Origin of the sequence: Streptomyces sp. NPDC050121, assembly GCF_044460385.1 — a bacterium.
Classification (GTDB): Bacteria; Actinomycetota; Actinomycetes; order Streptomycetales; family Streptomycetaceae; genus Streptomyces; species Streptomyces soliscabiei.
Genome location: NZ_JBITJV010000083.1, coordinates 1 through 13781, shown reverse-complemented (window position 1 = coordinate 13781; position 13781 = coordinate 1). Strand labels below are relative to the sequence as shown.

Sequence of the window (13781 nt, the reverse complement as noted above, 5' to 3'; positions counted from 1 at the left end):
ACACTCAACACCCCACCACCAGCGAAAACACCCTGACCTGACATGCCGTCACTGACACCACCCACTGACACCAAACCGGCACATCGCATCCAGCAACGGCACCGCAGCCGGCGGGGCGCCCGCGGGAGAAGCTGCGGATTCAGACGCCGTCGTCGGCTGACCGTCACGGCCGCCGGTCTCGGCCCGGGCCACCAACTGACGGTGGACCGCGGAAGCGTTGCCGTGCCAGTACGCCAGCAGCACCCGGATCTCCCTGGTGATCTCGAACCGGTCACCGCTGCGTTCCCCAGGGCGGATCGCGGCCCGGGGCGAGAGGGAGGCCTCAGCCAGCCACCGCCACACCGTCCGCTCCGACACGCCCAGGCACTCCCCGGCCAGGCGCACATGCTCCCGCGACAGCCGCCGCTCGGCGCGCAGCGCCAACAGACGGCGCACCGCCGGCGCCCGCAACGCCGTCAAGGACTCCTCCCCCAGAACACCGGCCGGATCCTTTGGCGGCGCCAGCGGCTGTCCGTCCCCCCCATGCCCCTTCGTTCTCATCCGCTTCCGCGAAACCCGCCTTCGTTCACCCCGTCGGAACAGGTGAAGGCCCGTACACAAGCCCTTCAAGCAGCCCGGACCGTTACGGATAGGGCCCAAGACGCGCGCAGGCCTGCTCGATCAGCTCCCGGTCCACACGCCTTGCGGGGTCGCGCTCGCGGGCCGCGTAGACATGCGACGTGATCTTCGCCCAGGTACGGAAATTGCCGCGTGCCATCTGCTCGTCCACCCGCGCAACATGGCCCGCATCCGCCTGCGCCCACACCGGATGGAACAGGCTCAGCGTCTGCGGCAACCCAGACTCATCCAGCCAGCCGACCTGATGCCAGGTCAGCACCCGCGAGCGCAGCGCCGAAGCGCGGGCAAGAGCCCGTTCGCTTCCCGCCCCGCACAGCACCAGCGCCGCCGCACAGCCCGGCGCGTCCCACAACTGCCGCAGATAGTCCAGCAACGGCGGCGTCAGACGCTGGGCGTCATCGAGAAACAGCACACCCGGCTCGGCCAGTGCCCGCATCAGAGCCTGGCTGGCCGGCCCGGCCCGATGCGGCAGCGCCCCCGACGGCAGCCCGAACGCCTCGCACAGCGAGGCCCGCAGCTGCGGCAGACCGGGCGCCACCCCGGCCACCGCCCGCCACACCGGCACCCGGCCGGGCAGAAGATGCAACGCCTGCTCGACAGCGACCGTCTTCCCCAGGCCCGTGTCCCCGTACACACAGCACATCCCGCGGGCCGCGACCGTATGCCCCACCGCCTCCACCACACCGGCCACCTGCCGGGTCGACACCAGCCGGGCCCCCGGCACGTACAACCGCGCACCACCGCCCCGCACCCCCGCATCCGCGGCACCCTCCGCCACCGGCACGTCGGCGGGCGACCCGTCGACAACAAGCGGACCACCCTCACCGTCCACGAGTCCCAAATCCGCCAGTGCCCGGTCATACCGGCTCGGCTGCAGCCCGGCCCGGGCCCCTGCCGGACGGGCCACCTCAAGAACCCGGCCCGCCCCCAGACCCCGCTTGATCACCCGATGCAGTGTCGGCAGCGAGGGCACACACTCCGCACCCCACTGCTCCAACACCCCCTCTTCCTGGGCCCGAAGCATCCTGCGCCGCAACTCCGCGACGTTCCCGCCCGCCTCCGCGAGGACCTCCCACAACGCGTCACTCAGCGAAAACCCGTCCTGCCGCGGCCGCGCCTCGACATCGCCCCGGCGTCCATCGGCCAGCCACCGCCACACCGTCCGCTCCGACACCCCTGCCAGCTCCGCCGCGATCCGCACATGCAACCGCGACAGCGTCCCCTCCCCATCCACCGCAAGAAGCCGCCGCACCACCACACCCCGCGCCAACGGCGCACCCCCGGCCGGCACAACACCAGCCGATCCCGCCTCGCCCCCACCCGCCGGACCCCCTGAACCGTCATACGGCCCAGCCCACCCGACCCCGCCAGCCCCTCACATAGGAACAGCGAAAGCCATGACAGCCAGCAACCAACCTGCTAGCCACACCACAACAGCCGCTTGGTCACCCCATGACAGCAACCAAAAACCAGCCCCACGCCCACTACCAGGACATCCACACCGCAATTCCGCTGACGCCCACCCGCTGCAACCCCACCGCCCAATCACACAAACACCCGCAGCGCGCGGCGGCCCGTGCCACGCAGCTCGCCCAGATCGACCCTGACTGGAACTGCCCGTGGCCGCTGGACTGGCAACGTCACTACGCCGTGCTCCGCAGCCTCGCCGCCGACGAACCCAACGGTGTCCTGCCCCACATCGCCCCCGGCGTGCTCTTCGAGGGCGACGACCTCGGACGGTGGCTGCAGCGACAGACCCGCGAGTGGTTCCAGCTCACCGAGGAGCAGCAGGAGCGGCTGGCGAAGCTGGGCGTGCAGCCCGTCCAGGCGCCGTCGCCTGACCCGGCAGCCGCTCGTGCGACGAAGGGCCCGGCCAAGGCACAGCAGGCGTTCCAGCGCGGCCTGACAGCCCTCACGCAGTGGGTAGAGCGTGAGGGCGACCGGCCGGTGCCAAGGGGTCACAGCGAAGAGATCACGGTCGACGGCGAGGCGGAACCGGTGCCAGTGAAGCTGGGCGTATGGGTCTCCAACACCAAGACCCGGCGCGACAAGCTCACGGCCGATCAGCTCGCCGCGCTCGCCGACCTCGGACTGGAATGGGCCACCGTGTAGATGGACATGGCTGGCCTCATCGGCCCTCGCCTGGTCTCTTGAGAGAGGCCAGCCGCTCTTCCTGACGTCCGGAAGCCGAACCCGCCGCAAGGCCTGTGCTCAGCAGTGAGCCCGGCCGACGAATGGACGGCCGGGCTCGCCGCCACCGATACCGAACCCCTCGTGACGCTCCGGGACGTCTGTCCCAATCTCGGAGCGTCGGAGTGGGTCCTGATCGGTCCTGATAGGTCCGAGTGAACACACCAGACGGCCAGGGCCTGGCGGTCGACGACGTGCAGCCGCTGCTGCTTGGCGAAGGTCACCGCCGGGCCGGTCACCCGGCCATTGGTGACGCTGCCCGCGACGTCGACGCCGTGGACCTGACGGGCTGTTCCGTTAAGGCCGCCCCTATCGCCCGGAGGGCCCGTTCACCGCTCGCAGGAGGCTCGAGACATCAGCCCAGTTAGCCAACGTCCCAATACCAGGCCATGACCGAGGCGGGGTTGTCGGGTCCTGGGCATAGGACCGCACCCATGCGGACATCTGCCCCCAGGCGGTGCGCAGCCCTTGCAGGAAGCCGGATACGGCATTGCTCGGACCACCACGCCCGTCGAAAACCAGATCGAAGCGATCCCGGTAGTCCGGGAAGCGGGCGCTTTCGGCGAATGCGCTGACGAACCTGAGTATGGATGACGCGATCTGGGGCTGCGAAGCACCCGTTGCCTGAGCAGGGCTCGGCACTCGGGCCAGGATCTCCATGGCGCTGGCCATGTCGTCCAGGCCAAGAACCGTCAGTTCGCCGCCGGCCGCACCAATCATGGAGCCGTACTGGCCTCCGAATCCCAGAACGGCGGGCACTTGTCCCGCCTCGCGCGTGATCTCCTGCACCGAGTTATCCCCGGCATCGTCGAGAATGTAGGCCCGTCCGTTCTGAGCCCTGAAGCCCGCCAAGTACAGGTTCTGCGAGTTGAAGTAGAGGGTCGTCCGATAGGCGTTGTATGAATCGCGCAGATCCAGGGCGATGAGCCCGCCGGGGTGTGCGGTCCCCGTCGTCATGTAGACGTCGTTGTGGAGGATGTACCCCGCTGCCTCGCGGAGCTGGGCGACGACGCTTCTGAACTTTGCTGTGTTGTTCCTGTTGAACGTGGTGTCGATCGACATGGTGATCTGCGTGGTCTGGTTGTTACCCGTGCTCGCAGACGCGTGTGGGGTATGGAACCCCACCAGCATCAGCAGAGTGGCCATCGCGAGGACCGCGAGGCGACGAGCGTTGGACAACGCTCGGTTGACGGGCTGCATTACTTTCTTCACATGTATAGAGACCGGGGGCACGTTGGTTGTGTGACGGTCCGACTCATCGCCACCTTCCGCCAACTGCCTTTCTGAGGAGCGAAGTAGCGCGCGACGGGCTACGGCGCGGCTGCAGACGAGTGAGCGCCGTGGGCGAACTGCCGGTGTATGACCGCCTCAAGATGTCACCCAGTCAGGAGCAACGGTCAGACCAAGCGGCTCCGGCCTGCACATGTTGATGCCGGAGCCGTTCCCAAGCCTCGCCGGCGGATCACGGGCAGCTCGCCGACACCGACTCCAGCCACACGACGTACGGGTTGCATAGCGGCACGGACCCGCCTGTCGTGCACAGCCAGTGCAGCAACGCGTAGACCCAGACAGCGAAACCCGAGCACGCACGCCCTCCCCGATCCGGACTCGGTCGCCAACCGCTTTCGGGAGACCACGAGGTCACGGTGCGCCCAGGGGGTGGGCGGTAAGAACGATGGGGCTGGGCGCCCGCAGCCTCTCGTCTGAAGCTACGGGCGCCACCGTCTGGCGGGGCCTGCTCAAGGGCCACACCGCCGGACATGGTGCAAGTACCCACCTCCGAACACCGTGACTCAGCCGGGCCCCTGGTGGCTCATCCTGTCGGCCCAAGCTCGAAGCGCGGGACGTCTGCGACAGAGAGGTCCGGGCGCGCCCGGTGGAGGCGTACGGGGTGGCGCCATCGGCCGGCGGCGTCACGGGCGACGTCCACGGCGACTTCCACCACCAGCTGCGGGTCGATGAGCGCAACGTCACAAGCCCCAGCGCTCCCCCGCCAGGGGCAGCCTGCCACCGTCCGGGCGGACAGCCTTGAGATCACCGGCCTCCCACCGCCGGGTGATCGAAGTCATCGGGACTCCGTGCAGCACTGCCTCCGCTCAGCGCGTGAGATCGGCCAGGCCGTTGGTCTCTCCAGCGCCTCCCTGGCGCGCCACCTGGCGGTGCTGGAGCGCAAGGACTTCCTCCGCTAGGTGCCCGCATCGCAGCCATGAAGCCGTTGCCGTCAAAAGGGATCGACTCCATGGAGTCGTCAACGGACATGGAGGAGATCCGGGAGGTGTTCGGGCGGCGGTGCTGGATCCAGTACATGCCGCACGCCGGAGCGATCGAGGTCCGTGACATCGGGTGGGCGGGCTGATCACTTCCCCTGCCGGTCGGCCTTCGAGGGTCGCTTCGTGGGGTGCCGGGCGGCCCGTGCCTCATCGACGCTCTGCTGCAGCGCGGTCATGAGGTCGACGGCAGGCTCGGGCTGAGGAGGTGGTTCGGCCGGCTCGTCTCCCGAGGCGACGGCGTCGACCAGCTGCTCCAGGGCGTGGGCGTACCCGTCGTGGTCCACACTGTCGTCGACGCCGATCATCTCCTTCACCAGCACTTCCGCCAGCCGTCGCTCGCGGTCGCTGAGCGGGACGGCGGGGACCAGGTGGGCGAGGTCGCCGGGGTCGCGGATCTCATCGCTCCAGCGCAGAGTCTGCAACAGCAGCAGTCCGCGGTACGGCCGGAGTACCGCCTTGCGTTCGCGGCTGCGGATCGCGACCTTGGCCATCGCCACAAGCCCGGTCCGGGAGAGGACCTCCACCAACAGGGCGTACGGCCGGTCCGCGTCCCGCGCTGCGGGAGCGACGTAGTACGGCCGATCGTAGCTGATCGGGATCACGCCCTGCGGGTCGATGAACCCCACCACCGTGATCGTGCGCTTGGTCGGCAGCGGCAGGCGGGCGAGGTCGTCCTCGGAGAGCGGCAGCATGCGGCCGTCCGGAAGGGCGACGCCCCGACCGACCTCGGAATAGCTGATCTCCCGCCCCTCCGCAGCACAGAAGCGGCGGTGCTGGACACGGCCTCCATCCGCGGTGTGGATCTCATGGAGCCGCACGGTGTGCTCTTCGGTAGCCGCGTAGAGCTGGACAGGAATCGCGACTATCCCGAAAGAGATGGTGCCCGACCAGGTAGCGGTGGCCCTCATCCTTCCAGCGTCGGCGGCCGTGGCTCCCCTCGCATCCGGGAGGGGAAGCCACGGCCGTGTAAGGGCACCGGGGGGATCGGTCAGCGGTGGCTAACAGCTTGGTGTGCGATTGCTTGGGGCAACGCGTTCGGGCGGAGCTGCGCTATCAGGCGTGCTGGGTAAGGCCGAACAGAGCGCCGGTGGGATCGCGCAAGACCACGTCTCCGTTGGAGTCCTGGCGAACTTCGGTCGCACCGAGCTGTCGGGCCTGTTTGGCGTCGGCATCGGGTCTGTTGCTGGCGAAACTGACCAGCCAGAGTGATCGCTGCGCCGTTGGTTTCCCTGGCGGCGGGCTGGTGCCGGCGATGGAGTTGTCCGGCAACCGGAACTCGGTGTGCTCGGGGTTGGAGTTCCAGTGCAGGGCTGGTCGGTAGAAGGCGGCAGCCTGCTCGGGGTGGTCGGTGAGAAGGCTGATGCCGGCGAAGGTGCCCGGTTCGTGGGTCAGCTGCATGCCGGTGTGGGTGCCGGGCTGCCAGAGTGACAGTGGTGCACCGACGGGGTCGATCGCGACGGCGGCGTGGCCGAGTGTCCCGACTTCGGTGGGTGCCACGATGATCTGGGCGCCCAGGTTCGTGAAGCGGGTGGCGGTGGCTTGGATGTCCGCCACGGTGACGTTGATCGTCCAGTAGGGTGCGCCGGCGTCCTCGGCCGGCCCCAGGGCGGCGACGAGATGTCCGCGCAGTGTGCAGAGCCTGTAGCCGTTGGGATCCGGTGGGGCGACGGTCCAGCCGAACAGTGCGGTGTAGAAGGCCGTCGTCGTCTCCATGTCGGGGGTGCCGAGGTCGACCCAGGTCACGCTGTTCTCGGGGTGCCGCGTGATGTTCATCGAGATGCCTCTCCGTTGGGGCCGCCTCGCCCCGGTAGTGGAGCGAGGCGGTGTCCAGAACTGACTCCGCGGCGACCTGTGGTGTCAGGTGTAGTAGGGCGAGTTCAGGTCGATGCTGGCGTCCTTGACGATCTCGCCGTCGAACAGGCGTGTCGTTGCCGGGGCTCCGGCCCGGCGCGCTTCTTCGGCGAAGGGGCCCTGGGCAAAGGCCAGGGCGTTCTCGGCGCTGTCGAACTCGTAGAAGCCACCGATGGTGTGGGTGCCGATCCCGGACAGCCACGTCTTGCGGATCAGGCCCGGTGCGGTCTTCAGGGCCACGTTGACCTGGTGCCAGTCGAACTGCTCGAACGGCACTGCCGCCTGGATCTCGGTGTAGAGAAACGTCTTGCCCATCACGAACCTCCGGATTCGGGGCCTGTCCGGCCCGCGTCTAGTACGTGCGTCCTAGTAATGTGAGCATGGAGTAGGATGGCCGTACTAGTCAAGGGGGTCGCGATGGCAGCGGACACGAAGTCCCGCATGATCAGCGCAGCGATCGGACTGCTGCAACGCCACGGCCTGGCCGCGATGTCCTTCACCGACGTCCTGGCCGAGAGCGGGGCCGCGCGCGGGGCGATCTATCACCATTTCCCGGGCGGCAAACAGCAACTCGCGCTCGAAGCCGCCCGCCGCAACGCGGAGGACGTCCGCGGCCACCTGCACGAACTGCCGGCCCGCAGGCCACGCGAAGTCGTGGAGGCGTTCCTCGGCAACGTCCGCCCCGTGGTGCAGGCGTCCGCCGGGGGCGGCGGTTGCGCAGTCGCGGCGGTCACCGTCGACGGCGGTGCGGCCATTGCCGACCAGAGCAGCCTGCGCACTGTCGCGGCCGAAGGGTTCGCCGGCTGGGTCGGCGAGCTCACCGGAAAACTCACCCACGCCGGAATGAGTCCATCCCAGGCTGCTGATCTGGCCACCCTCATGATCGTCACACTCGAAGGCGCCCACATCCTCTGCCGCGCAGCGGGCAGCATCGCGCCCTTCGACAGCGCGGCCGCGGCCCTACTCTCCGCCCTCCCGAGCTCAGGTTGACCCGGTGCCAGAACATGGCAACGTGGCGCGCTGTAACGATCACGCTTCTGCCATGGCATGAACAGGGCCGTGCGGGTTGGGTGTTGTTGTGACGCAATACCTCGGCCGCACGGCATTGTCCCATCGTCTCTTCACCGGCCTCCAGCACCGTCGACTCGGTTCGCTGATCGCGGAGTTGGCCGAGGCGTGGATGGCCGCAGAGGAGTGTCGATTGCACGAGCGTCGAGGCCGCGGCCGGTTGCGTGCGGCCGGTGCGAGACCGCATCACCAGCTGGTGTTCACCGACCGGGTCATCGCCACGCTGGTCGTCCTGAGGTTCCAGCTCCCGCACGGGGCTCTGGCCCTGCTCTACGGAGTGGACCGCTCCACGATCACCCGGGCTGTCCACGAGGTCCGTCCCCTTCTGGCCGCTCGTGGCTTTGCTGTCCCCGGGCAGGGTGATCTGCGGCTTCGCACTCTCGCGGACGTCTTCGCCTATGCGGCGGCTGAGGATGTCGAGCTGCGGCTGGACGGCACGGAGGTCCGGGTCCGACGACCCCGGGCGAACAAGCCAGGCCGTCGCGCCTTCGTCTCGGGCAAGATACGGCAGAACACCAAGAAGGCCACCGTCGTCACTGACGGACAAGGCCGCACCCTGTGGGCCGGGGCCTTCCGACCCGGCCGAATGCACGACCAGACAACCGTGAAGACCGAGGGAATCTGCGACCTGTTCGAACGGCACCCCCAGGTCAGAGCCAAGGTCGACGCGGGCTACCGGGGACTTGCCAAGCAGTTCCCCGACCAGGTCCAAGCCCCGCCGCTCAAACCGAAGAAGGGCACCCCGCCCGAAGACATCGCCGCCTGGGACGCGGCCCGCCACCAGCAGTCCTCGGAGCACATCTGCGTCGAGCACGCCAACGCTGAACACAAGCAGTGGCGAACCCTCCAGCGTTACCTCGGACGCCGCGAGTACTTCGACGAGACCTACGCGGCAGTCGCCGCCCTGGTCTCCGACCGGGCCGCCGAGAGGTGAGCACCAATCAGACAACCCTCCAGGCCAATACGCCCCGACCTCATTCGCACACAAGGCCGTAAGTTCCTCAGCCCAGTTGCGGAGCTGGTCCTCGAGGACCAGGTTGTCGCCACGGGCCACCGTCTGGATCAGCTAAAGGAAAGCTGAGGGATCAGGTCTGTGTGCTGGTGGCACCGGGACTTCCTCGCCCGGCGCCAGGCCGGTCAGGGCGCGCAGGGACTGTCCGAGGCGCTCCCCGCGGGCGGTGAAGGCCTCGTGGTCCATGGCCTCCAGTTCGTCCAGGACGCCCAGGCAGGCCGCCGCCTGGAGCGGGTGGGCGGCCATGGTGCCCATCGCGGGCAGCGGGCCGGCGTCCTGGTGCCTGATCAGCGGTGCGATCTCCGGCGACACCAACACGGCGGCAACGCTGGTGTATCCGGCGCCCAGACCCTTGGAGAGGATGCACAGGTCCGGTTCGGCACCCTCCCAGTGGTGACTCGCCAGGGGCGTGCCGGTGCGCCACAGCCCGGTCAGTACCTCGTCGTGGGTGACGAGGACCTGCCGTTCCCGGCAGATCTCGGACACCCGGCGCAGGTATCCGCCGGGTGGCACATAGGCGCCGCCGGTGGTGCCGTTGACGGGCTCGATCAGGACCGCGGCCACCTGCTCCGCGCCCCTGTTGTCGATCGCCTTCGCCACCTCGTCGGCACACGAGGCGTCACACGCGCGCCCTTCGTGGCCGTGCGTCGGCGGGTAGGGCGGGGGAAAGGCGGGGCCGAGGCCGAGCGCGTCCTGTGGGTGCGGCCGACGGGCGTGGTTCCCTGCGAGGGCAAGGGTGAGCGCACTCATCCCGTGGTAGCTCAGGGTGGACGTCAGGATGTCCCCGCGGCGCGCGCCACTGCGGACGCGCGCGATGTTCCGGGCCAGGCCGATGGCGACCTCCACCCCGAGCGTTCCGCAGGTGACCAGGGCGACGGAGTCCTGAGGACGTCCGACGGCCTGGCAGAGGCGGTCCATCAGATCCATCTGGATATGGGGCTGGACGACGGCTGCTCCCCCGTACGAGTAACGGTGGAACTACTCCTCGATGCGGGCGAAGACGGTGGGGCTGCTCTGCCCGACGTTCACGCAGAGGAGTCCGCTCGATCCGTCGAAGATCTTTCGGCCGTCGGCGAGGTGGAGCCAGGGGCCGCTCGCGCCCACGACCTCGATGCTTGGCAGGGGCCGGGACGACGTGAGCAGCCGCTGGCGGCGGATCGCATTCCGGTGCATGAGGTACCCCCTCTTTCGAACGGGATTGCGATACCGAAATGAAAGACCGGGACCCTGGCTGGCACAGGCTCACAAAGGGGGCTCACAACGGGAACGGCCCCCTGCACAGCCGCGGTGGCCACTACGCTCAGTTGCCCCGGCCTCTTCTGCGGGGTGGAACATCCCGCCGAATCCGGTCCCCGAGGAGGCATCCGGCATGACACTCGGTGAGGAATCGGCCGAGACCGCGAACACGGCCCTGGCTGAGCTGATCGAGACGGCCAAGATCAGCAAGCACGCGCTGGCCCGCCGCGTGAACGCCCTGGCCGAGGAAGCCGGGGATCCCCGCTCGTACACCCAGACCAGCGTCAAGAACTGGACGCAGCGGGGCATGGTGCCCCGCGAGCCCGTGCCCCGGTTCATAGCCCAGGCGCTGGCCGAACGATTAGGCCGGCCCGTCGACCCGGCCGAGATCGGCATGCCCGCCTCCCGCAGGAAAACCGACGACGTCGGCCTGGACTTCCACCGGGACACCCACACCGCCGTCCACAACGCCGCCCGATACTGGAGCAACGTGCACCGCCGCAACGTCCTCACCGGCGCCTTCGCTCTCAGCGCCTGCACCACACCGCTCACCCGGTGGCTCGCCGTCCCCGACGACCAGGACGCCTCCCACCCAGGGAGCCGACGCGTCGGCCGCCAGGACCTGGACGCACTGTGGGCGGCTGCCGCGCACGCGCAGCGCCAAGACTCCCGGTACGGCGGAGGCACCCGCGAGGCCTCCCAGGTCGACCGCATCCTGCGCGAGCGCGCCATCCCGCTCCTGCACGGCGGCTACACCGACGCCGTGGGCCGGGAACTGTATGCCGGCACCGCCGAACTCGCGCGCATCGCAGGCTGGAGCGCACTCGACATGGGCCGGCACGCCCTCGCGCAACGTCATTTCATCCAGGCCCTGAGGATGGCGAAAGCCGCAGGCAGCATGAACGTGGGCTGCCACATCCTGACCAACCTGGCCCTCCAGACGACCCTGCGCGGCTACCCCGACGCGGCCGTGGACATGGCGCAAGGAGCCTACGACCGCGCCCGCCACGGGGCGGCACCCCGCGTCCTGGCCTTCGCCCGGCTCATCGAGGCCCGCGCACACGCCCGACTCGGCGATCGCCGCTCCGCCGCAGCCGCGCTCACCGACTCCGAGCGGCTCCTCCAACGCGCGGACGCCGCCCCCGGGAACGAGCCCTCGTGGATCGGCTACTACACGCCGGCCCGGATGAGCGCCGACGCCGTCGAGATCCACCGCGACCTGAACATGCCCGACGCCGCACTGCGCTGGAACTCCCGGGCCACACCCATGTCCGCAAGCGACTACACCCGATCCGTCGGCCTGCGCATGACCGTCCTGGCCACCGCACACCTCCAGCCCGGCGACCTCGACCGGGCCCTCGCCGACGGACAGCGAGCCGTCGTCATCCTCAGCAGCGTGCGCTCCGCCCGCGCCACCGACTACCTGACCAGCGTCGTACGGGCCATGACACCGTGGCACCGCGACCCCCGAGTCGCCGAACTCTCCCACCGCGCCCGCCAAGCCATCACCCTCAGCACAACCAAGCGCCCCTGACAGCGCCCGCCAAGAGGACGATGTCCTCCGGCCTCGCGATCGCCCGGGGCATCACATCCGTCACCGCCCTCACGACTGTCGAGCCAATCGCCGGCGGACTGCGCATTCCCGGTGCCCTACTGGGGCTTGCTGCGCAACCCTGGGAAGACACCGCCGTTCTCAGCACGGAGTCCGACCATGGAGAGGATCCGATGAAGCGCCGCAACCTGCTGCGTGGCGCGCTGGCCGCCGGCCTCACCGCTCCGGCCCTCGCCGCGCTCACCGCCGCCCGGACCGACGTCGACCAGACCCTCTCCCCCGACGTTCCCCAGGACCTTGCATGTCGGCGTAGCTGTCGACGAAGAGGTGGGCGCGTTCGTCCGGGACCGGGAACGGCAGCCGCTGCGTGGTCATCTGCGCAGTCTCGCAGCTGCGTTTCCTGGACGGCAGCGGCTTTTCCCCGGCCCTCGCGCAGCGTGCCGGGACGGAGATTTCTCCCCCATCAAAATGGGCGGTATGTCGCACGTAGCGGACCAGGTCAAGGAGAAGCGCGGCGCGACTGTGACTTTGATCGATAGTTGACGGGTGCCGCAGCTGGATCTGCTGGTCGCGTGGCGACTTTGATCTCTGGTTGGCGGGTTCTTTGATGGATAGTTGGCGGCTCGGAGACCCCGGTCAGTCACTCAACGTGAGGAGGGTCTCCGCGCGCCGAAGTGGATCAAAAGTGTGTTGCGAGTGGGGCACTCGTCGTCCTCTCGAAGTCAGACGACGGCAGGCGCGACACCTATCGTGCGCGCCTGCCGCACTGCGGACTTTCAGCCCCGCGGTGCGACGCGGATACGGTTCCCGTCGGGATCGGCCGCGAGGAAGGTCAGCCCGAACCCCGCGTCATGAGGCTCGCGCAGGATCGTGACTCCCTTGGACTTCCACCGCTCAAAGGTCGCGTTGACTTCGTCGGGTCCAGCGTCGGTGGCCAGGCACACCTCGCTGGTGCGCGGGACGTCCGGTGACAGATCCTCGAACTGGCCGGACCACAGACCGAGATCAGCGCCTGGCCCGAGGTCGAAGGTGATGTATCCCGGAGTCTCGAACGAGGGGCTCATGCCGAGGAGGTCGCCGTAGAAACGAGCCGCGGCGGGAGCGTCGTTCACGTAGACGATGGACACGACGGATGTGGTCATGGTTGTTCCTTCTCGCAGGTGGTGGGTACGCATCCACCACCCTGACCGGGATATGCGCCGTATCGTGTCGCAATTCCTGAAAAAATTGGCGTGTGACCCCAGACCGCTTCTTCACTCTGATGCTGCTCCTCGAATCGAGGGATGCCGTGACCACACAGGAACTCGCCTCAGCGCTCGGGGTGTCCCTTCGCACCATCACCCGGGACCTGAACTGGCTCCGCGACGCCGGTCTGCCGGTGACCGCGCAACGGAGCCGCCTCGGAGGCGTGACCATGCTGCCCGGGTCCGGACTCGACCTCACGCGACTCACGCCGGGCGAGCGTGATCATCTGTCGCTCGCCGGGCTGGACGAGAAGCAACGTGCGGAGCTCAACGCATCGGCCGAAAGCCGGCGCGCGCTCTCCAAGATCGCCGCTGCACAGCCACGTCGAGGTCATGAGCTCCTGCCGCTGACCGACGTGGTGCACGTGGACAGCCGTCCCTGGCGTCAGGCAGGAGTTTCCGGCACGACTCCGGCTTCGCTGATCGGCGCAGTGCGGCGAGGTCGCCGACTACGGATCGAGTACGACAGCACACGGGAGCCGTGCCCGCGCGACCTGGTCGTGGATCCCTGCGGGCTGTTGGCCAAGGCCGGTATCTGGTACCTCGTCGCCGACCGTGCCCGAGAGCCACGGATGTACCGACTCGAACGGATCACGACGTGGAAGGAAGTCGACCAGCCACGACGGATCTGCGAGAGCCAGACCCTGGAGCCTCCCCCTGAGTGGTGGACACGCTGATACTGGATCTGCTTGATCCGGAGGAAGCGAGAAGACCGCCGATGGCGATGAAGGACTACTCGG

The 13781-nt window shown here is 68.7% G+C and carries 13 protein-coding genes and 1 pseudogene; 5 read left to right on the top strand and 9 right to left on the bottom strand.

Translation table 11 applies throughout. The annotated features are described in order from the left end of the window. Positions 1 to 48 precede the first annotated feature (48 nt). Both ACIBTS_RS48650 and ACIBTS_RS48645 read right to left on the bottom strand, forming a co-directional pair. A complete protein-coding gene (locus tag ACIBTS_RS48650) occupies positions 49 to 459 on the bottom strand; it encodes a hypothetical protein (RefSeq protein ID WP_399328337.1) in 411 nt (136 codons plus the stop codon). A gap of 163 nt (positions 460 to 622) precedes the next feature. Continuing rightward, the gene (locus ACIBTS_RS48645; RefSeq protein ID WP_399328335.1) at positions 623 to 1888 is read right to left on the bottom strand and encodes an AAA family ATPase; all 1266 of its coding nucleotides are present in this window, start codon (positions 1886 to 1888) and stop codon (positions 623 to 625) included. A gap of 281 nt (positions 1889 to 2169) precedes the next feature. Between ACIBTS_RS48645 and ACIBTS_RS48640 the strand changes: the two are divergent. After that, positions 2170 to 2730: pseudogene (locus ACIBTS_RS48640) on the top strand (helicase associated domain-containing protein); the annotation flags it as partial. A 387-nt stretch (positions 2731 to 3117) separates the two neighbouring features. On the opposite strand, the gene ACIBTS_RS48635 reads toward ACIBTS_RS48640, so the two are convergent. The 4 genes from ACIBTS_RS48635 to ACIBTS_RS48620 all read right to left on the bottom strand — a co-directional run bounded on the left by ACIBTS_RS48635 (position 3118) and on the right by ACIBTS_RS48620 (position 7244). Beyond that, entirely contained in the window at positions 3118 to 3954 is an 837-nt protein-coding gene (locus tag ACIBTS_RS48635) for a ribosome-inactivating family protein (protein ID WP_399328333.1), read from the bottom strand. A 1210-nt stretch (positions 3955 to 5164) separates the two neighbouring features. Beyond that, positions 5165 to 5986: a Ku protein gene (locus ACIBTS_RS48630; RefSeq protein WP_399328332.1), complete on the bottom strand. Its 822-nt coding sequence runs from the start codon at positions 5984 to 5986 to the stop codon at positions 5165 to 5167. A 145-nt stretch (positions 5987 to 6131) separates the two neighbouring features. Beyond that, positions 6132 to 6851, bottom strand: coding sequence for a VOC family protein (locus ACIBTS_RS48625; RefSeq protein ID WP_399328330.1), 720 nt, complete (start codon positions 6849 to 6851; stop codon positions 6132 to 6134). 84 nt (positions 6852 to 6935) lie between these two features. Beyond that, positions 6936 to 7244, bottom strand: coding sequence for a hypothetical protein (locus ACIBTS_RS48620; protein WP_134068442.1), 309 nt, complete (start codon positions 7242 to 7244; stop codon positions 6936 to 6938). A gap of 102 nt (positions 7245 to 7346) precedes the next feature. Between ACIBTS_RS48620 and ACIBTS_RS48615 the strand changes: the two genes are divergently transcribed. After that, entirely contained in the window at positions 7347 to 7919 is a 573-nt protein-coding gene (locus ACIBTS_RS48615) for a TetR/AcrR family transcriptional regulator (protein WP_399328327.1), read from the top strand. Positions 7920 to 8007: 88 nt separating this feature from the next. Further along, positions 8008 to 8931 carry a transposase family protein gene (locus tag ACIBTS_RS48610; protein ID WP_399328325.1) on the top strand — a complete coding sequence of 308 codons (924 nt, stop codon included), beginning with the start codon at positions 8008 to 8010 and terminating at the stop codon, positions 8929 to 8931. A gap of 132 nt (positions 8932 to 9063) precedes the next feature. Here ACIBTS_RS48610 and ACIBTS_RS48605 read toward each other — a convergent pair whose 3' ends face one another. Further along, on the bottom strand, positions 9064 to 9942 hold the full coding sequence (locus tag ACIBTS_RS48605) for an aminotransferase class III-fold pyridoxal phosphate-dependent enzyme (RefSeq protein ID WP_399328339.1): 879 nt from the start codon (positions 9940 to 9942) through the stop codon (positions 9064 to 9066). 45 nt (positions 9943 to 9987) lie between these two features. After that, the gene (locus tag ACIBTS_RS48600) at positions 9988 to 10182 is read right to left on the bottom strand and encodes a hypothetical protein (RefSeq protein WP_399328323.1); all 195 of its coding nucleotides are present in this window, start codon (positions 10180 to 10182) and stop codon (positions 9988 to 9990) included. 196 nt (positions 10183 to 10378) lie between these two features. On the opposite strand from ACIBTS_RS48600, the gene ACIBTS_RS48595 reads away from it, so the two are divergent. Next, positions 10379 to 11779, top strand: a complete 1401-nt coding sequence (locus ACIBTS_RS48595) for a sporulation protein (RefSeq protein WP_399328321.1) — start codon at positions 10379 to 10381, stop codon at positions 11777 to 11779. Between the two features lie 794 nt (positions 11780 to 12573). On the opposite strand, the gene ACIBTS_RS48590 is transcribed toward ACIBTS_RS48595, so the two are convergent. Further along, positions 12574 to 12939 carry a VOC family protein gene (locus tag ACIBTS_RS48590; RefSeq protein WP_399328319.1) on the bottom strand — a complete coding sequence of 122 codons (366 nt, stop codon included), beginning with the start codon at positions 12937 to 12939 and terminating at the stop codon, positions 12574 to 12576. A gap of 92 nt (positions 12940 to 13031) precedes the next feature. Here ACIBTS_RS48590 and ACIBTS_RS48585 point away from each other — a divergent pair, with 92 nt between their 5' ends. After that, positions 13032 to 13718: a helix-turn-helix transcriptional regulator gene (locus ACIBTS_RS48585; RefSeq protein WP_399328317.1), complete on the top strand. Its 687-nt coding sequence runs from the start codon at positions 13032 to 13034 to the stop codon at positions 13716 to 13718. Positions 13719 to 13781: the final 63 nt, after the last annotated feature.

What these genes read in the sequence shown, in the direction of transcription:
- ACIBTS_RS48635 (WP_399328333.1), bottom strand. Translation starts at nt 3,954, where the DNA reads ATGGCCACTCTGCTGATGCTGGTGGGGTTCCATACCCCACACGCGTCT.
- ACIBTS_RS48630 (WP_399328332.1), bottom strand. Translation starts at nt 5,986, where the DNA reads ATGAGGGCCACCGCTACCTGGTCGGGCACCATCTCTTTCGGGATAGTC.
- ACIBTS_RS48625 (WP_399328330.1), bottom strand. Translation starts at nt 6,851, where the DNA reads ATGAACATCACGCGGCACCCCGAGAACAGCGTGACCTGGGTCGACCTC.
- ACIBTS_RS48620 (WP_134068442.1), bottom strand. Translation starts at nt 7,244, where the DNA reads ATGGGCAAGACGTTTCTCTACACCGAGATCCAGGCGGCAGTGCCGTTC.
- ACIBTS_RS48615 (WP_399328327.1), top strand. Translation starts at nt 7,347, where the DNA reads ATGGCAGCGGACACGAAGTCCCGCATGATCAGCGCAGCGATCGGACTG.
- ACIBTS_RS48600 (WP_399328323.1), bottom strand. Translation starts at nt 10,182, where the DNA reads ATGCACCGGAATGCGATCCGCCGCCAGCGGCTGCTCACGTCGTCCCGG.
- ACIBTS_RS48595 (WP_399328321.1), top strand. Translation starts at nt 10,379, where the DNA reads ATGACACTCGGTGAGGAATCGGCCGAGACCGCGAACACGGCCCTGGCT.
- ACIBTS_RS48590 (WP_399328319.1), bottom strand. Translation starts at nt 12,939, where the DNA reads ATGACCACATCCGTCGTGTCCATCGTCTACGTGAACGACGCTCCCGCC.